This is a genomic window from Abiotrophia sp., from assembly GCF_057275535.1.
Genome location: NZ_DBHIRJ010000006.1, coordinates 68,484 through 87,306, shown reverse-complemented (window position 1 = coordinate 87,306; position 18,823 = coordinate 68,484). Strand labels below are relative to the sequence as shown.

Genomic DNA, 18,823 nt, shown 5'->3' with positions numbered 1-18,823 from the left:
CCTTTTTTTATGACTTGCAATCTGGCTAAAAAAGGGTAAACTTGTAAAGTGAGAAAAGGAGGATTCATTGTGAAACTTTATATCCAGTTCATGATTATTGTCTTATTGGCCTTTATAGGAGAGGGGATTTCGACTTATTTTCAATTACCGATCCCCGGCTCTATTTTGGGCTTAATCCTCCTATTTTTAGCTCTTGAATTTAAGCTCCTGCGTTTGCGTCATGTCAATGCAGTAGGTAACTTTCTCTTGGCTAATATGACCATTCTCTTTCTACCAGCTGCTGTCGGGATTATGGACCGTTATGAGGCCATTGCGCCTTTTCTAGGGCCAATTGTGCTCATCATAGTAGGTGCTATTGTACTTAATATTGTGGTTATTGCCTTAGTGGTTAATTATGTTAAGAACCGCTATGAAGGCAACTACGAGGACCGTTTTGTGGATGACTTTACTGAGGAGGTAAACTAGATGACTGCTGATTTTTGGGAAAATCCCTTATTTGGTCTTGGGCTATCCATTCTAGCTTACTATCTTGGTATGCGACTCAATCGACGTTGGCCTCACCCATTGACGACGCCACTTCTGCTTGCGACCATCCTAATTATTGTCGTCCTCAAGCTAACCGGTATTCCTTATCGTGCTTATTACGTGGGAGGCAGTTATCTTAACACTCTGATTGTGCCTTCGACAGTAGCTTTGGGAATTCCGCTTTATAAAACCTTCCACTTGATGAGACACCATATACGCAGTATTCTCTTAGGGACTTCAATTGCGGTTTTAGTTAATACGACTTTTACCGCACTCCTTGCTAAGCTTTTTGGTATGGATTTCTTCCTAGCGATTTCGCTTTTCCCTAAATCAGTCACGACTGCTATGGCGGTGGGGATTATCGACAAGATGCAAGGCATGACAACCGTGACCTTAGTGGTTGTAGTAGCCACTGGGATTTTGACAAGCGTTCTGGGGCCAGTTGTTTTAAAAGTTTTGAAGATTGATGACCATGTAGCAGTTGGCTTAGCCCTAGGTGGAACGGGGCACGCAGTAGGTACTGGTACAGCCTTCAAATATGGCCAAGTTGCGGGTGCCATGGCAGGTCTGGCAATTGGCGTGACGGGTTTGCTCTATGTTTTTATTAGCCCATTGATTGCGGCACTTATCTTGTCAAACTAATAGAGAGATTTAAATCCTAGTACTACAAGTACTAGGATTTAGTTTTTGGTGAGAGGGGGATTTGGTTGACAATCTAAATTTTCTATTATAAAATATGAATGAATATAAAATATATTCACTCAAACACTCAAAAGGAGGCAGGATAGCAGTGGATAAAAAACAAGCACTGAAGTTAGCCGCTCATGAAGTCTTTTCTAAAAAGGGCTACAAAGCGACAGGAATTTCAGAAATTGCCAAGCAGGCCAGCATGGCGGTCGGCTCTTTTTATAATTATTATGACAGTAAGGAAGCCATTTTTTTGGATATCTACATCGATGAAAACAATCGTGCTCGACAAGCTATGATTGAAGAGATTGATTGGCAAATGGATATGGTTGAACTAGTTAGCCAAATTTTTGGACGGTCACGTTCCTTGGTTTCTTCCAATAAAATCCTTAAGGAGTGGTATAATCCTGCAATCGCAGATCAATTACATGGATATTATTCCTCCCAAGAAGGCAAAGTATCAAATCCTTTCCACAATTTTCTAGTCGAAACTTTTACCAGTCGAATGTTAGCAGAAGGTTACTCCCAAGATAAAATTCAGGATATTTTACGTGTCTACAATCTTTTCTATTACATGGATATGCAAATTACAGAACAAGATGTGCCAGATTTAAGTAGAACGCTGGAAATATTGGCAACTAATTTCGTTAAAGGCGTCTTGAAATAAAGAGTAACTCTTTATTTCGCTACAAAATGAATGAATATAATATATGTTCATTCTTAAATTGGGAGGAATTAGTCATGAAAAAACAAAATATGAAAAGAGGAAAAACTATGTTAATCACTATCCTAGCAGTCATTGGAAGTTTATGTATTATCGCTTGGGGCATTATCGCTTATCTTGGGCGTGGTCAAACGCTATCTGTCCTTTCTATTGAAAAACTAGAGGGAGATTTAAGCCTCATCCACTTGGCTAAACCTGACAATATGCAATGGAAGGCAGGTGCCCATGCTAAGATCTCTTTACCAAATAGTATAGATAATCATCAAACCGCTAGCGAGGTTGTAACGGGTGCAAGCAAAAGCAAAGCTAAAGATGGGGAAAGTAGCCGTTGGCTAACGATTGCTTCAAATTCAAATGAAGGTGAAATTTTAATTTTGACTCATAATAGTGGCAGTCCTTACAAAAAAAGTCTAACTAATCTGCCAGCGGGAAGCAAAGTAGAGCTAAGTTGGTTGGACTCAAGCTTATCCACGGCAGACAGCAATAAACCCTTCGTATGTTTTGCCTCAGATGTCGGTATTGCGGCCATTCGCCCAATCATCAAAGAAGAGCTAGGTAAACGCGAATTGGTCTTGAGCCACTTAAGTAAAGGGGTGATGGTCTTTAACAATGAACTGGAAGTTTCAGCTAAAAATCATGCAAATCTAAGCTATGAGAGCAGCTCCAGTCTTTCTCAAAGTCAAGCCTATTTAAATGAAGCAGTTGAGCGCTATGGTAATGATGCGACTTATCTATTAGCGGGACAGGCCGATGATGTTAATGCTATGACCAAATTCCTTAAGGATAAGGGAATTGATAAGAAGAAAATCAAAACGAGTCGATTTAGGGGCTTAAAATAGTTTGTAAGTTAAAGAGTAGACTTTAATAGCTTTTGAGAGTGATAAAGGGATGAAAAAATCCAATGGTCATGCAACCATTGGATTTTTTTTACACATAGTATAGAATGCTATAAAACATAAAGACGGCCCCACCTAATACGAAAAGGTGCCAAATAATGTGCATCCATTTGTTGTCTTTCATACGATAAAAAATCGTTCCTAGTGAGTAAGTGACACCGCCCAAAGCTAAGAGCAGAATCCCGGTTAAGGGAATAGATTGTGCTAAGGGGTAGATGATGAAGACACTGAGCCAACCTAATCCTAGGTAAAGGAAGGTACTGAGTTTTGGCCAACGGCCGATAGAAGAGACTTCGAAGATAATGCCTCCAATAGCCAAGGCCCAGACAAGGGCTAGGAAACCATAACCCACAAGGCCCCCAATTGAAACCATCAGGTAGGGGGTGTAAGTCCCTGCGATTAAGAGATAGATAGAAGAATGGTCGATCTTCTGGAAGACATCCTTATAGCGTGTCAGGCTAAAGGAATGATATAGGGTTGAATTCAAGAATAATAGGAAGAGGCTAGCCCCGTATACAGCATAGGATACGATTTCTAGATGTGAGCTATGTTGCACGCCTTTGAGAATGAGCGCAACTGTGGCAATAATGCTTAAGAGGGCACCAATACCATGAGTTGCAGCATTGAGGACTTCAATGATGACTTGTTTAGTATAGGATAATTTAAGTGTTTCTTTCATATTTTCCCTCCTTTGCTTCATTGTACCGCAAATGACTTGAGAAAGAAAGTTAAAGCCCTAGGGACTATGTTTTGCATCTTGTGGCCTATTTTTGGTAGAATGGTTGTATACGAACACAAAGGAGGACCTAATGGCAAAGAGTTTTTACGATTATATTTCTCGGTCGGTGGACTATGGTGCCAAGGACCGCATGAGTCGCTTGGCTAACGCTATCCACTCTGATCAAGGATTTCCCAAGCGTAGCGAAGAGTTTGATGAAATCTCACGTTACATGGAAGATAACCCTCATTACTCACGCCTACTGTCCATCTTTGATGATGCGTGGCAACAGTATCTTTATAACAAATAGAAAGGATTACATTTTATGTCGATTCATATTGCAGCCCAAGAAGGCCAAATCGCTGAAGTTGTTTTATTTCCAGGGGACCCATTGCGTGCCCAATATATTGCTGAAACCTTCCTAGAGAATGTGACGCGTTATAATACTGTACGTAACATGTTCGGTTTTACCGGGACCTATAAGGGTGTTCCAGTTTCTGTGCAGGGTTCGGGTATGGGGATTCCGTCAGCTATGATTTACGCAGAAGAGCTCTATCAAAGTTATGGCGTTAAGACGATTATCCGTATCGGGACTGCTGGTGGGATGAAAGAATCTGTTAAGGTTCGTGATATTGTCTTTGGCCAAGGAGCGACGACAGACTCTAGCTGCCTAACCAATATCTTCAATGGTCAAGTCTCCTTTGCAGCCTTAGCTGATTTCAAGGTTCTAGATACTGCTTACCACTTAGCAGCAGAAAAGTTACCTAAGGAAAATATCCATGTCGGTAATATTCTGTCTAGTGACCGTTTCTATAACGAAGAGTTAGACAAGGCTAAATTAGCACGCTATGGTGTCTTAGCGGTTGAAATGGAAGCAGCTGGGCTCTATGCCGTGGCAGCTAAACACAACCGTCAAGCCTTAGCTATGTGTACCATCAGCGACCACTTAATTACGGGTGAAGAAACAACGGCTGAAGAACGCCAAACAACTTTCACACAAATGATGGAAGTTGCTTTAGAAACAGCTTACGCGCTCCAAAGCAAATAAGCGAATTAATTATTGGAAAGAAGGGATTCGATGAAGTTAAGCAAAGGATTGAAATGGTTCTCTGCCTTACTAGTGACAACCAGTGTACTTTCAACGACTGTTCCAGTGACTGCAGCGCCGTTTAGCCTCTTTGGTTCAAAAGAACAGCTATCGGATGAAGATATACAGAAGATTCAGGAAGTCTATCGTTCTATTCGCGAAGGCTACATTGAGGAAATAGACAAGGAGAAAATACTAGAAGGTGCTCTTAAGGGGATGGTGTCTGCCACAGAAGATCCATACTCAGAGTATTTCAACAAGGAAGAATCGGATGCCTTCGATAATGCCATGAGTGATTCCTTTGAAGGGATTGGGGTTCAGTTCCAAGTCAAAGGTGGCGAAATGGTTGTGATTAGTGCCCTTGATGACACACCTGCCTCTAAAGCAGGTTTGCAGCCAAATGACGTTATTGTCAGCGTAGATGGCACAGAGCTTAAGGACAAGACGACCCAAGAAGTTATGAAACTTATTCGTGGCCCTAAGGGTTCTGAAGTCAAACTAGTCATTCGCCGTGGTGGGTCAAACTTTGATGTCAAGTTGACTCGCGACACTATTCCGAATTATTCCGTTACTAGCAATTTGGATGAGCAAGACAAGACCATTGCCCACATTAAAATTATCCAATTTGGTGAGAATACTGGTAAGGAATTAGAGAATGCTGTTAAGAAAGCCCGCGAAGACGGGGCTAAGAGCTTCATCTTCGACCTGCGTAATGACCCAGGTGGCCTCCTAAGTCAGGCCCTTGCTATCGGCAATATGTTCTTGAAAGATGGCGATGTCATCCTCCAAACTCAAGAGCGTGGCAGTGATCCGACTGTCTTTTCAGCGGATTCTAAATTATATGGTGACTTCAAAATCACGGAGCCTTATGTCTTCTTGATAGATGGTGGTTCAGCATCTGCTAGTGAAATTTTAGCTGCTGCTATTAAGGAAAACACCAAACATGATTTAGTAGGCGAGAAGACCTTTGGTAAAGGGACGGTTCAACAAGTTCTTAATCAATCAGATCTTGGCGAATTGAAGCTAACGATTGCTAAATGGTTAACGCCAAAAGGTGAGTGGATTCATAAACAAGGGATTGAGCCGACAGTTGCTGTCGAACAAGAGCCGGTGGCTAAGGCAGTTAGCCTCAGCTACGATGATACCCTTGCCAAAGGCCAATCTAATGATGGAGTAAAAAATCTGGCCTTAATTCTTAAAGCTTTAGGCTATGAATTAGAGTCTACTGAATACTTTGATGATAAGATGGAAGCTGCTGTCAAGGCCTTCCAAAAAGATAAGGGATTGACTGAAGATGGTCAAGTAACTGGTAAGACAGCAGATGCCCTCAACGAGGCAACCCGTGATTATCTCAAGACTCATGATGCGCAGTACGACAAGGCCAAAGAAGTACTTAAGCAAGGAAATAACTCATGAGATCGCTAAGAAACTTAGGCCGTGACCTGGTCAATGTGGTTTTCTATCTCATGATTGCCGTCTTAATCCTAACAGGTATTCGGCAGTACATTCTGCAGCCTTTTCAGGTTGATGGCCATTCTATGGAGGCAACCCTCCATCATGGAGAGCACATGCTGCTCTTTCCTAGTGCTAAGATTAATCGCTTTGATGTAGTGGTATTTCCTGATCCAAAAGGGTCAGGAAATTCCTATGTTAAGCGGGTTATTGGTTTGCCTGGTGATCGATTGAGAGTGCACAATGACCAACTCTATCTCAATGATTTACCAGTGCCTGAACCTTATTTAGAACCTAATAAATCTCAAGCTGATAGCCATCCATTTACCCAAGACTTTTCCTTGTGGGATACCTTGGGAATTGAGACTATTCCAGAGGGTTACTACTTTGTCATGGGGGATAATCGACCTGGATCGGGTGATAGCCGTCAGTTCGGTTTGGTACCCATTTCCTCGGTTCAGGGGAAAGCGGATCTGGTTTATTGGCCCTTCAACCAAATGAGACGCATGGCGCACTATCAGCTCCAAGCAGATGGTTCCCTGTCTATTAGCGCACCCTAAACTATATCCTAGGAGGAAAGTTCGTGTCACAACCAATTCAATGGTTTCCTGGCCATATGGCCAAGGCCAAACGTGAAGCTAAGGAAAAACTCAATCTTGTCGATATTGTTATTGAGCTAGTCGACGCTCGCATTCCTGAATCCAGTCGTAATCCCTTAATAGACGAAATCGTAGGCAGTAAGCCCCGTATCATGGTCCTCAACAAGGCGGATTTAGCGGATTCAGCCAAGACCCAGGCCTGGATTAATTATTATCAAAGTCAAGGTATTCATGCCTTAGCTATCGATGCTCAGCACGGTAAAGGTCTCAAACAACTTGAGAAGCAGTGTCAGGCACTTATGTCAGATTACTTTGCCAAACAAGCTGCAAAAGGTGTCAAGCCGCGTGCTATTCGCCTTATGATTCTGGGTATTCCTAACGTAGGTAAATCCACTTTAATCAATCGCTTTGTGGGTAAGAACCAGGCCATTACCGGTAATAAACCAGGTGTAACCAAGGCGCAACGTTGGCTAAAAGTAGGGCGTAACTTCGAGTTACTGGATACTCCAGGGATTCTGTGGCCTAAGTTTGATGACCCTTTAGTGGGCAAAAAATTGGCTTTAACTGGTGCCATCAAAGACCAACTGGTCCATATGGATGATTTGGCTCTTTATCTATTAGAATTAGTCTTAGCCCATAATTCAGATTTACTTAAGCAACGTTACCGCGTCACTGAGCAAGAGTGCCAACTGCCCTTAGTAGAACTACTTTTAGTTATTACCAAACGACTGGGCTTTAAAGAGGATTATGACCAGGCGTCTACAAAATTAGTCATTGATTATCGTCAGCATCAATTAGGTAGTTTGACCTTGGATCAAGTACCTTTGGGTGTTACCACTGTAGGTGAAAATTAATGGCTAAGTTAACTGTTAGTCAAATTAAGCAAGCCTTGCTAGAAGTAAACGATAGATTTCATGAATTTTTAGTGACGCTAGTCGATGATGAGCGTAAAAGTGTCCAAAAATTGCTTGAACAATGCCATAAACGTATACAAAATCAAGAGTTAGTCTATCAAGAACACCAAAAAAGACTCAATCATGAAATAGCTGCCTATGAGGCTGGCTATCAAGTGATTGCGGGTTTAGATGAGGTAGGGCGTGGCCCTCTGGCTGGCCCAGTTGTGGTAGCAGCAGTTGTCCTACCTAGAGATTGCCAGAATTTACTGGTAGGCGTGACAGACTCTAAGCAATTGTCGCATGCTAAACGAATTGAATTCGCCCGCCAAATCCGTGAGGTTGCCCTTGATCTTAAAATTGTGGCCATTCCTCCGGCCATTATTGACCGGGACAATATCTATCAAGCCACTCGCCAGGGCATGAAGGCTGCTGTTGAAGCCCTAAATGTAAAACCTGATTATTTGCTGTTAGATGCCATTAATATTGATTCTGATTTGCCACAAGAATCCTTGGTCAAAGGCGATCAACGTTCCTTATCCATTGCGGCGGCTTCTATTATCGCCAAGGTATATCGAGATGAGTTAATGGTCCAATACAGCAAGATCTACCCAGAGTTTGGTTTTGAACGGAATATGGGCTATGGGACCAAGGAACACTTAGATGCCTTAGATAGAGTAGGTTATACACCTATTCATCGTCGGAGTTTTGAGCCGGTCAAGTCCATGAACAAAACATATGAATCTTAAAATTCAATCGGTTCCGCCAAGGAACCGATTTTTCTATTGAATACAAGATAGGCTTGACAAAACCCTTAGACATTTGTAGAATTAAATTGAGAAAGATTGCTTTTATCAAACGAAAGGAGATTCCTATGGCAGCAAAAATTAAACGACTAGCTGATGGCGAATTTACCATTTTAAAGGCCATCTGGCAATTGCCTCAGCCAACTACTTCTGCCCAGATTATTGAATATCTAGGTGAAGACAACCATTGGAAGCCACAAACCTTGCTCACGGTCTTAGCTCGCTTAACCGAAAAGGGCTACCTTAATAGCGAACGAGTGGGGCGTGAACGCCATTATACGGCACTTGTTTCGGAAGCAGATTATCTAGAGGTAGAGGCCTCTGACTTCTTAAATCGTTACAAGGGTCACTCTCTCAGTGGTTTCATCAATAACTTGTTCCGCTCAAATTCCTTGACTGATTCTGACATGGACGAATTGCGTGACCTGCTTAATCAGCATAAATCCTAGTGAGGAGGGGACTAGATGCAAGATTTACTCTTTAACTTCTTTTTGACTAGCTTGTCAGTTTCTTGCTTGATCCCACTTGTCAGTATTTGTTTTATGCTCTTCAAGAATCGACTGTCAGTCCGGAGTAAATATTATATCTGGATTGGGGTTATCCTGAGTCTCTTGTTACCATTTAGACCAGCCTTTAGTTTAGGCTTAATTGAGGTGCAACCACCCGCACCATTACTCCCGACCCCAGCTCCGACTCATTTAGGGTCGACACCATTAGAAGCTTCAGGAGCACCAGTTCCGACTCCTACATGGAGTTTTAACATTTTGCATGCTATCTCGTTGGTCTGGCTGCTAGGTGTCTTGATTTATCTTGGACGTCAGCTCTATAGTTACATCAAGTTCCAGACCATGCTCAAACGATGGGGCGACCCTGTTGAAGACTTAGCCATCTGGGAAAACTTAGCTGAGATGCAAGCTCTTGTGGGGGTAAAACGCGAAATTGGGCTAATTTATTGCCCTTTGGTGCACAGTCCTCTCTTATTTGGCTTCAGAAAACCAACCATTGTGCTTCCTGAGCTTGACTATACAGAGGAAGAATTTAGTTTAATCTTCCATCATGAATTAGTCCACTATAAGCACGGAGATGTTTATGTTAGTCTCTTGGCCATGTTTATCAAGAGTCTCTACTGGTATAATCCAATAGTTCGTTTTGCTAGCAAAGAGTTATTGGAAGCAGGGGAAATGTACTGTGATGCTACCGTATTAGCCCAACAGGATGTTAGCTACCGTATCTTCTATGGTGAGACAATTCTAACCATGATCGACCGAAGCAAGAAAAACCAAGTAGCTTTAACCACATGCTTCTATTCTAATCGTTTCAATTTGAAGCGACGCATATTAGCCATTATGGATAATCGCTATCCAATTCGCTTCTTATCCGTTTTGGTCATTCTAGGAGTGACTACTTTAGTCTTACTATCACGTTCTGTCTTTGTGATGGCACAACCACCTGCTAATCAGGTGACAGATAGTCAGATAAGCGAGCTCAGAGTTTCCAGCAATCAAGCCAGAGATTATGCCTTAGCAGAGGCGGGCTTAACATTGGATCAAGTCCAAGCCTTAGAAATAGAACTGTCTCAGGACCGCTATTTTGTCGCTTTTCAATATCAAAATACCGTTTATCAGTACCAAATTAGTGTGATAGATGGGCAAATTTTACGAGTTCATGAGACCAACCAAGTTTTAGTCTCTAATTCTCAACCAAGTGAGAGTCTCGCAAGTTCTGAACATATAGCTAGTCAAGCTTCTAATGCAGAGTCATCACAGGCACCATCAGTATTTAGACCTTTATTCAATGTGCAGTCCATCTTGAAAGATAGCGATGACGATGAATCTGATGACAAAGATGACGTGGATGATCCATATGATCCAGACGACCCAGATGTAGATGATTAATAAATAAATATAGATTTGAAGTCTAACGAGAGACGATAGAACTCTCGTTAGGCTTTTTATATGAAGTTTTTCAAGTATAACAATCACATGACAAAAGTAGGAACTACTTGAATTACAAAAACTACAAGCGTGGAATATGGTTATAAACGACAACTGTAGTATATCTATTAGCTCCTAGAGAACTTATCTTTATCACTTATCAGTTTATGTGGCTAATGAAGCCAATGCAAAGCCTGAAATGCTAATGATGTAATTGGTAGTCGCCTTAATAACTGGCCTCTGGTTGGCTTGGGTCTATAAGTACAAGACGCTCTATACGAAGGATTTTTTTATTACCTTGGCTCTCTTACCAACCATTATTGCTATGATTATCTTCTTAGTGAATGGCAATTTGGGTACCAGTGTGGCGGTGGCCGGGACCTTTAGTCTCATTCGTTTCCGTTCAGCAGCAGGGGGGCCAAAGAGATGCTAGTTATCTTCATGGCGACTGCTATCAATTTAGCTTGTGGGATGGGCTATGTCTTCCTAGCCTTGGTCTTTACCCTTGTCTTTACTTGTCTGCTTTTGATTTTGGAGCATGTCAATTTTGCTAATACAAGCCAATCCCGTCGTTATCTTACTGTGAAAATTTCGGCTGATCAAGATTATGATTTGCTCTTTGAGGGTATTTTTGAAGCGATTTGTCAGTCTGTAGAACTAGCCTCCATTTCTTTTGAAGATGGCGATTCCTTGCTTAAGTTAGACTATATCATAGAACTTAAGCGTGAGATTAGCGACCATGCCTTTATTAATCAATTCCAGGCCTACAATAGTTTAGCTAAAATAAGCTTTAGCAAGGTAGCCAAGAAGAAGACACTTTAGACAGCCCTTAAGCCAGCAGATTTATTTAGTCTGCTGGCTTATTTACACTTACTTGACAGCTTTTTGAAAACGCTTTATGATAGTTATATAATCTATTTTGAAGTGAGGATATATTTTACCAAGTAATGCTCATGAGTTAACAAAATGAGTGGTAGGATGCCTGATTTAGTCATCAGAAAGGGAGAGTGTTATGAGACCAAGAAAAACTCTAGTGAGGGACTTACTTTTAGCGCTTGATCGTCAGCTGCCCGTTCATTTGGAATTAGAAAACCTATTAGACTTTGTAGATGCACATTCATATAGCCAAGACCAGGTGATTTCAGCTTTAGAATACCTTAAGCACGAAGGCTATTTGTCAGGTCTTATTCTCTATGATGACCAAGGACAGCCATATCACTTCATTATTGAAGGTATGTCCCGTCAAGGGCGTGACTTGCTAGATAGCTTATCTAAAGAAAGTACCCTATAAAAAACTTTAACTAGAATAAGGGAGACTGGGATTCAATCCCAGTTTTTTCTTATATATGCTTTTCTTACTATTTATATAGTCTTGTAACTTTTTATCTTTTATAGAGGTGTTTAATTCTCCTTTTTGACTATATATAGTATGAAGGGGGAATCTTGATGGATTTGTCGATGAAGGAACAACTCATTCTTTTAAGCCTTGAAGGTGCTAACTATCGTGAGATTTGGTATTACCTTAAGCATGCCATTAATAGCGCTTGTCATCGTCATGCACTTAGCCTTGTAGACTGTCAGTCCATGTTGACAGAAGTCCAAAAAGAAGAAAGCATATTAGAAAATCCAAGCTTCCATTTTTATCTAGATGACCAAAGCTATTTGCGAGTCAAGGATTTGGCTAAGCATACGCTTATGATTGGAGAGCCTACTTATCCTAGGGCATGGTTAGAGATTCCTAAGCCTCCCTTACTAATCTATTATCAGGGGCATATTGAATGGTTACAAGAGCCACTAATTTCCATTGTTGGGACTCGAGCCATAAGTCTCCAAGGCCAAAAAGATGCGAGTTCTCTAACTCAAGCCTTATGTCATTCAGGCTATGTCTGTGTCTCAGGGATGGCCTTGGGAGTAGATGCTATGGTTCATCGAACGGCTCTTAACACCCCTGGCGGCAAAACCATTGCCATCTTACCAGCTGGTTTTGGCACCTGTTATCCACGAAGTCATACAAGCCTTATGGCTGAATTAGGGCAATCCCACTTACTCTTGTCAGAGTATTTGCCTCATATAGGAATCAAAAAACATCATTTTATTATGCGTAATCGATTGGTGGCGGGGATTGCACCAGCACTGGTGGTTGTGGAAGCAGCTTTGAAGAGCGGAAGTCTCATCACAGCTAATTTTGCTCTACAGTATAATCGAGAGATTTATGTCTGTCCAGGACATTTGAGTGAGACCAATTCAGCCGGATGTAATCAGTTAATTGAAGCGGGAGCTAATGCCATTTATAGTCTGCCAGACTTCTTGGGAGAGCTGGAAACTCTCTATCGTCTCCAAGCAATAAAGAATTAAAAGTGTTGACAAGCGATCCGGTTTCGTCTAAGATTGATACGATTTACATTGAAGCAAGCCCCCTTGCTCGAGAAAGGGATGTGTCGATCAGGTGACTTATAAATATCTGGTGATTGTCGAATCACCAACCAAAGCAAAAACTATTGATAAATACTTGGGTAAGAACTATAAAGTAGTAGCCAGCAAAGGACACTTGCGTGATTTGCCTAAGAGTAAAATGGGTGTGGACATCGACAACCATTTTGAACCTAGCTACATTAACATTCGAGGTCGCGGAGATACCATTAAAGAACTGCGTAAATATGCCAAAAAGGCTGAAAAAGTCTACCTAGCAGCCGACCCGGACCGCGAAGGGGAAGCCATTGCTTGGCATCTTTCACATATTCTTGGGTTGGATCCTAATGACAAGAATCGCGTGGTCTTTAACGAAATTACCAAGGATTCTGTTAAGGAGGCCTTCAAGCATCCGCGTGCCATTGACCAAGAGTTGGTCGATGCGCAACAGGCGCGTCGTATCTTGGACCGGGTAGTCGGTTATTCTATTTCGCCTATATTATGGAAGAAAGTTAAAAAAGGCCTATCTGCTGGTCGGGTACAGTCGACGGCATTGAAACTTATTATTGATCGTGAAATGGAAATTCGCAACTTCAAACCAGAAGAGTATTGGGATATTCCGACAACCTTCCTTAAGGGTAAAAGCAAGTTCCAGGCTGATTTTTATGCACTGGATGGCAAGAAGTGTGAGCTTAAAAGTCATGAGGATGTCCAAACTGTGATGAAGCGTATTGATCAAAAGGCCCCATTCAAGGTGGATGAGATTGAGGAGAAGGAGCGTCGTCGCAAGTCTCAAGCGCCATTTACAACTTCAACCCTACAACAAGAAGCGTCTAATCGTCTTGGCTTCCGTACTAGCAAGACCATGATGGTTGCTCAGCAGCTCTATGAAGGGATAAGCATTGGCCGCAACACCGTCGGTTTGATTACCTATATGCGTACTGACTCAACCCGTATTGCGCCAAGTGCCCGTCAAGCAACCCTGGATTATATTGATGAGACCTTTGGATCTGAATACCTTGGGCCTGGTAAGGTGGTCCGTAATAGTCAAAGTGCACAAGATGCCCATGAAGCTATTCGTCCATCTAATGTGACACTTACTCCAGAGTCCATCCAAGCATCCTTAACTAAGGACCAATATAGACTCTATAATTTGATTTGGTCCCGTTTTGTGGCTAGTCAGATGGCGGATGCGGTCTACGATACCATTCGTTGCGACTTAAGTCAGAATGGTGCAAGCTTCCGTGCAAATGGCTCTAAGATTAAATTCCCTGGTTTCCTTAAGGTTTATCCATCTCAAGGGACTAAGGATAACTTCCTGCCAGGCTTAAAAGTTGGAGAAGCAGTCAAGGTGGCGGATATGAATCCAAGTCAGCACTTTACCCAACCACCTGCTCGTTACAACGAAGCCTCCTTGGTTAAGGTCTTAGAAGAAAAGGGGATTGGCCGTCCATCTACCTATTCACCAACTATTGAAACCTTGCGCAAGCGTTACTATGTCAAAATGGTAGCTAAGCGGTTTGAACCAACTGAATTAGGTGAGATTGTCAATAATCTCATGACGAGTTATTTCCCTAATATCGTGAATACCGAGTTTACGGCTGGCTTAGAAACGGAACTGGATGCCATTGAAGAAGGCAAGTTCCAGTGGGTTCAAGTCCTAGAATCCTTCTATAAAGGCTTTAAAGGTAATTTAACCAAGGCCGAAGAAGAAGTTGCTAAGATTGATATCAAGGATGAGCCAGCTGGATTTGCCTGTCCTGAATGTGGCCACGATATGGTCATTAAGATTGGCCGTTTTGGTAAGTTCTATGCTTGCAGCAATTTCCCGGATTGTCGCCATACAGAAGCTATTGTTAAAACCATTGGCGTGACCTGTCCGCAGTGTCATCAGGGCCAAGTGGTCGAACGCCAATCCAAGAAGAATCGCCTCTTCTTTGGCTGTGATCGATATCCTGACTGTGACTTTGTCTCTTGGGATAAGCCAGTTGGTCGCGACTGCCCAATCTGCCAACACTATCTGGTAGAAAAAACAAGTCGCAAGGGCAAACAAGTTGCTTGCACTCACTGTGACTATCAAGAAGACATTCAAAAATAAGTAAGTCCCTTGTCGGCATGAAAGAGATTAAACCGAGGTTTAATCTCTTTTTGTTTATCATTTCTTAACAAATGACAGCAAATGAGGCGGGGCAGTCGCTTCAAGAGCAAAAAAGTGATACACTAAAAGACATAGAAAGAATGAAAGTCGGTGGTCTTATGCAAGAAGCTATTGCGCGTTTTCTCCAATACATCAGTGTTGAAAGACGCTATTCCCAGAAGACCCTGGCTGCCTATCAGCAAGATTTAGCGGCTTTTCAGTCTTTTATTGAGACTAGCGGTGGCGGCGATTTGAAGCAAATTGCCTATCAAGACCTTAGACTCTATCTGGCTTACCTCAATGAACAAGCTTACGCCAAAACGAGTATTCGTCGCAAGTTATCCAGTCTTCGATCATTTTTTACCTACTGTCTAAGCCAGGGGTGGATTGAGACTAATCCCATGGAATTGGTTCAGTACCAGGTGAAAAAGAAGACCTTGCCACAATTCTTCTATGAACAAGAACTGACTCAACTCTTCGACGCCCTTTATAAGCGGGAAGATGATGCAGCTTGGCGTGACAGAATGCTCTTGGAAGTCCTCTATGCGACAGGCATGCGGGTCAGTGAACTGAGCGAATTGAGCTTAGATCGCCTCAACCTAGAGGTACAACTTATTCGTGTTCTCGGGAAGGGAAATAAGGAGCGTATCGTCCCCTTAGGAGATTCGGCAACCCAAGCCATTCGGGATTATTTGACGCATCTAAGACCAAAAATAGACTCTAAGAAGAGTCAATACCTGCTACTGACTGACAAGGGTGCTCAAATGACACCTAGACAGATTCGGACGCGACTTAACAGTTTGGTTCAAGAACAAGCTATGAACTTGAAGATTTATCCCCACAAATTGCGGCATTCTTTTGCCACACATTTGCTCAATAAGGGGGCAGACCTGAGAACGGTTCAAGAACTCTTGGGCCACGCCAACCTCAGTTCAACCCAAATCTATACGCATGTAACAAAAGACCAATTGCGCAGCCAATACCTTAAAGCCCATCCTAGGGCCAAACAAGCTAAGCAAGGTAAATAATCACGCTAAAAGGAAGTGACCATCATGACAACAATTTGTGCTGTAAAAAAAGATAATCAACTAGCCATGGCTGGTGATGGCCAAATTACAATGGGCCAACAAGTCATTATGAAAGGCTCTGCTCGTAAGATTCGACGCATTTATCATAACCAAGTTCTAGTTGGTTTTGCGGGTGGTGTAGCGGACGCTATCACCTTGTCAGAAATGTTCGAGACCAAGCTCAGCGAGCACCAAGGTCAATTAACCAGAGCAGCTGTCGAACTAGCCAAGTCTTGGCGTTCTGATCGGACATTACAGAAGCTAGAAGCCCTACTGATTGTCATGGATAAGAACAATCTCCTCATGGTCAGTGGGACCGGTGAAGTCATTGAGCCAGATGATGGCATTTTGACCATTGGTTCAGGAGGCAACTATGCTTTAGCGGCAGCCCGTGCTCTTAAGCGTAACGCGCCAGAATTGAATGCCGTAGACATTGCCAAACAAGCGCTGCAAATTGCCAGTGAGATTGATGTTTTCACCAATGACCAAATCCGTGTGGAAGAAGCCTAAGAGGGCTGACTTGCCATTATAATAGAAGGGATGAATTGATTATGAGTCAATTAACACCACGTTATGTCGTCAATGAGTTAAATAAATACATTATCGGACAAGATGAAGCCAAACGTGCCATTGCCATTGCTTTGCGCAATCGTCTGCGCCGTCTCAAGCTAGATCCAGCTATGCAGGCTGAAGTAAAGCCAAAGAACATCTTGATGATTGGGCCAACTGGGGTCGGGAAGACCGAGATTGCGCGACGCTTGGCTGAAATCGCCAATGCTCCTTTTGTCAAAGTAGAAGCGACCAAGTATACCGAAATCGGTTATGTTGGTCGTGACGTAGAGGCCATGGTACGTGACTTGGTTGAAGCCAGCATTCGCATGGTCAAGAAGATTAAACATCAAGAAGTGAGAGAAGAGGCCTATGAACGTGCCTTGACTCGTCTAGCTAAGGCTCTTAAACCTGGTATTAAACAAGAGAAGAAACAACAAGCTCAACCTAATGATTTTATGGCCATGTTGCAAAAAATGACTCAAAGCCAGGAGGAGCCTCAGGAAGTGGTGACAGATGACATTAAGGTCAGTCGCCGCCAAATCAAGGAGCAATTGCGCCAAGGCTTACTTAATGACAAGGAAGTCACCATTGAATTAGAAGAGAAGAAACTGCAACTCAACAACTTAAATCCTATGATGGAACAAATGATGGATGTCCAATCCGAGTTCCAAAACTTACGGCCTAAGAAAAAAATCAAACGTAGTGTGACCGTCAAGGAAGCCCTCGAATTACTGACAGAAGAAGAGTCAGATCACCTAGTTAATCAAGATGATATCAACCAACAGGCTTTGGAATTGGCTCAGAACAGTGGCATTATCTTCATCGACGAAATCGATAAGATTGCGACTTCTTCCAACCATGGAGGAGAAGTTAGCCGTCAGGGGGTCCAACGTGACATCTTGCCAATTGTTGAAGGTAGTGACGTTCAGACTAAGTATGGTATTATTTCAACTGATCACATTCTCTTTATTGGATCGGGTGCCTTTCATGTTGCCAAACCTTCTGATTTAATTCCTGAATTACAAGGCCGCTTCCCAATCCGTGTCCAGTTGACCGACCTTAAGGTGGATGATTTCCGTCGTATCCTGCAAGAGCCAGCTCATGCTATTTTGCATCAATATCAGGCCATGTTGGCAACAGAAGGGGTAGAGGTCATCTTTACAGACTCTGCTATCGATAAAATGGCGGAGTATGCGGTGCTCTTAAATGAGTCAACCGATAATATTGGAGCACGTCGTCTGCACACCATCGTGGAAACTGTCTTAGAAGAGTTGCTCTATGAAGCCGCGGATATGAATATGGGCCGTATTGAGATTAATGGTGCCTATGTTAGTCAACGTTTAGATAAGATTGTAGAAAGTCCTGATTTAAGCCACTATATCTTATAAGCAACTCGTAAAACGAGATTTGAGGAGGTATATCCATGATACAACTAGAGAATGAGCAAGTGATTGTAAAAATTAAGGAGATGGGGGCTGAATTGACCTCTGTCTTGGACCGTGCGACTGCTTATGAATTCATCTGGCAAGGGGATCCCAACTACTGGGGACGACAGGCACCCATTCTCTTTCCGATTGTGGGTAGCTTAAAGGAAGGGGCTGTCTCCTATCAGGGGCAAGACTATCGCTTACCACGTCATGGTTTTGCTAGAGATAGCTACTTTCGTGTCATTGCTCAGTCACAACAAGCGGTTACCTTTGAACTGATATCAAATGATGAGACTAAGAAGCTGTATCCTTTCGACTTTGTCCTGCAAGTTTCCTATATTTTGTCAGGTAGACGTTTGACTGTTTCATATACGGTCCATAATCCTCATACGAGTCAGGTCCTTTATTATAACATCGGAGGTCACCCGGCCTTTAATGTTTGCCAAAATGACAAGGAAGAATTTGACGGGGTATGGCTTAGCTTCCAACCGCAAGAGATGTTGCGCCACATTCCCCTAGATGTAGCTAGTGGCTTAATTGAGCTTAATAAGGCGCGCTACCAAGAGCTAAGTCGAATGGAACTTAGTCACAAGACTTTTAAGAAAGACGCGCTCATCTATCAAATCAAGCCAGAGACTGAGTTGCTTCTAGAAGACGCTCAAGCCAGCATTGGACTTAGTCATCATGGCATGACCTTTGTGGGGATTTGGTCTCCTTATCCTGTTAAAGCACCATTTGTCTGCCTAGAACCATGGGCGGGCGTTGCGGATAGTAGCGAGACAAGCGGCCAGTGGCCAGAAAAATACCAGGTCATAGAAGTGGGACCCTCCAATGTATCCACCCATGACTACACCCTGACTTTTACTAAGAAAAACTAAGACAAGAAATTTAGGAATTAGCAGAAAGCGAG

General features: G+C 42.6%; 22 protein-coding genes. 21 read left to right on the top strand and 1 reads right to left on the bottom strand.

The window, feature by feature from the left end; translation table 11 throughout:
• The first annotated feature begins 69 nt into the window (after positions 1-69).
• From ACO53F_RS06085 to ACO53F_RS06070, 4 genes are all read left to right on the top strand, one after another.
• The gene (locus tag ACO53F_RS06085; protein ID WP_485137726.1) at positions 70-465 is read left to right on the top strand and encodes a CidA/LrgA family protein; all 396 of its coding nucleotides are present in this window, start codon (positions 70-72) and stop codon (positions 463-465) included.
• Positions 466-1,167: an LrgB family protein gene (locus ACO53F_RS06080; RefSeq protein WP_485137725.1), complete on the top strand. Its 702-nt coding sequence runs from the start codon at positions 466-468 to the stop codon at positions 1,165-1,167.
• A gap of 148 nt (positions 1,168-1,315) precedes the next feature.
• Positions 1,316-1,879, top strand: a complete 564-nt coding sequence (locus ACO53F_RS06075; protein WP_485137724.1) for a TetR/AcrR family transcriptional regulator — start codon at positions 1,316-1,318, stop codon at positions 1,877-1,879.
• A gap of 89 nt (positions 1,880-1,968) precedes the next feature.
• Positions 1,969-2,775 carry a ferredoxin reductase domain-containing protein gene (locus ACO53F_RS06070; RefSeq protein WP_485137786.1) on the top strand — a complete coding sequence of 269 codons (807 nt, stop codon included), beginning with the start codon at positions 1,969-1,971 and terminating at the stop codon, positions 2,773-2,775.
• 88 nt (positions 2,776-2,863) lie between these two features.
• On the opposite strand, the gene trhA is transcribed toward ACO53F_RS06070, so the two are convergent.
• Positions 2,864-3,511 (bottom strand): PAQR family membrane homeostasis protein TrhA, encoded by a 648-nt coding sequence (gene trhA, locus ACO53F_RS06065; protein WP_485137723.1) that lies wholly within the window; start codon positions 3,509-3,511, stop codon positions 2,864-2,866.
• Between the two features lie 130 nt (positions 3,512-3,641).
• Between trhA and ACO53F_RS06060 the strand changes: the two genes are divergently transcribed.
• From ACO53F_RS06060 to ACO53F_RS05980, 17 genes are all read left to right on the top strand, one after another.
• On the top strand, positions 3,642-3,860 hold the full coding sequence (locus ACO53F_RS06060) for a YozE family protein (protein ID WP_298077442.1): 219 nt from the start codon (positions 3,642-3,644) through the stop codon (positions 3,858-3,860).
• 15 nt (positions 3,861-3,875) lie between these two features.
• Entirely contained in the window at positions 3,876-4,598 is a 723-nt protein-coding gene (gene deoD / locus ACO53F_RS06055; protein WP_485137722.1) for a purine-nucleoside phosphorylase, read from the top strand.
• Positions 4,599-4,628: 30 nt separating this feature from the next.
• Entirely contained in the window at positions 4,629-6,053 is a 1,425-nt protein-coding gene (locus tag ACO53F_RS06050; protein ID WP_298077445.1) for a S41 family peptidase, read from the top strand.
• Positions 6,050-6,649: a signal peptidase I gene (gene lepB, locus ACO53F_RS06045; RefSeq protein WP_485137721.1), complete on the top strand. Its 600-nt coding sequence runs from the start codon at positions 6,050-6,052 to the stop codon at positions 6,647-6,649. Before ACO53F_RS06050 ends, lepB begins: the two co-directional genes overlap by 4 nt.
• A 23-nt stretch (positions 6,650-6,672) precedes the next feature.
• Positions 6,673-7,542: a ribosome biogenesis GTPase YlqF gene (ylqF, locus tag ACO53F_RS06040; RefSeq protein WP_485137720.1), complete on the top strand. Its 870-nt coding sequence runs from the start codon at positions 6,673-6,675 to the stop codon at positions 7,540-7,542.
• On the top strand, positions 7,542-8,330 hold the full coding sequence (locus ACO53F_RS06035) for a ribonuclease HII (RefSeq protein ID WP_485137719.1): 789 nt from the start codon (positions 7,542-7,544) through the stop codon (positions 8,328-8,330). The genes ylqF and ACO53F_RS06035 overlap by 1 nt, the downstream gene beginning before the upstream one ends.
• Positions 8,331-8,455: 125 nt before the next feature.
• Entirely contained in the window at positions 8,456-8,836 is a 381-nt protein-coding gene (locus tag ACO53F_RS06030; RefSeq protein ID WP_298077449.1) for a BlaI/MecI/CopY family transcriptional regulator, read from the top strand.
• Positions 8,837-8,851: 15 nt separating this feature from the next.
• Entirely contained in the window at positions 8,852-10,282 is a 1,431-nt protein-coding gene (locus ACO53F_RS06025) for a M56 family metallopeptidase (protein ID WP_485137718.1), read from the top strand.
• Between the two features lie 253 nt (positions 10,283-10,535).
• On the top strand, positions 10,536-10,754 hold the full coding sequence (locus ACO53F_RS06020; protein WP_485137717.1) for a DUF4956 domain-containing protein: 219 nt from the start codon (positions 10,536-10,538) through the stop codon (positions 10,752-10,754).
• Positions 10,748-11,143, top strand: coding sequence for an MgtC/SapB family protein (locus ACO53F_RS06015; protein WP_485137716.1), 396 nt, complete (start codon positions 10,748-10,750; stop codon positions 11,141-11,143). Before ACO53F_RS06020 ends, ACO53F_RS06015 begins: the two co-directional genes overlap by 7 nt.
• Positions 11,144-11,333: 190 nt before the next feature.
• Positions 11,334-11,612, top strand: coding sequence for a hypothetical protein (locus ACO53F_RS06010; RefSeq protein ID WP_485137715.1), 279 nt, complete (start codon positions 11,334-11,336; stop codon positions 11,610-11,612).
• A 155-nt stretch (positions 11,613-11,767) separates the two neighbouring features.
• A complete protein-coding gene (gene dprA, locus ACO53F_RS06005) occupies positions 11,768-12,676 on the top strand; it encodes a DNA-processing protein DprA (protein ID WP_485137714.1) in 909 nt (302 codons plus the stop codon).
• A gap of 91 nt (positions 12,677-12,767) precedes the next feature.
• Complete coding sequence (gene topA / locus ACO53F_RS06000) at positions 12,768-14,828, top strand: type I DNA topoisomerase (RefSeq protein ID WP_485137713.1); 2,061 nt, start codon at positions 12,768-12,770, stop codon at positions 14,826-14,828.
• Between the two features lie 158 nt (positions 14,829-14,986).
• Positions 14,987-15,895, top strand: coding sequence for a tyrosine recombinase XerC (xerC, locus tag ACO53F_RS05995; RefSeq protein ID WP_485137712.1), 909 nt, complete (start codon positions 14,987-14,989; stop codon positions 15,893-15,895).
• Positions 15,896-15,919: 24 nt separating this feature from the next.
• Entirely contained in the window at positions 15,920-16,444 is a 525-nt protein-coding gene (gene hslV, locus ACO53F_RS05990; protein ID WP_298077456.1) for an HslVU peptidase proteolytic subunit, read from the top strand.
• A gap of 41 nt (positions 16,445-16,485) precedes the next feature.
• Complete coding sequence (gene hslU / locus ACO53F_RS05985; RefSeq protein WP_485137711.1) at positions 16,486-17,874, top strand: ATP-dependent protease ATPase subunit HslU; 1,389 nt, start codon at positions 16,486-16,488, stop codon at positions 17,872-17,874.
• Positions 17,875-17,909: 35 nt separating this feature from the next.
• Complete coding sequence (locus ACO53F_RS05980; protein WP_485137710.1) at positions 17,910-18,791, top strand: aldose 1-epimerase family protein; 882 nt, start codon at positions 17,910-17,912, stop codon at positions 18,789-18,791.
• Positions 18,792-18,823 lie beyond the last annotated feature (32 nt).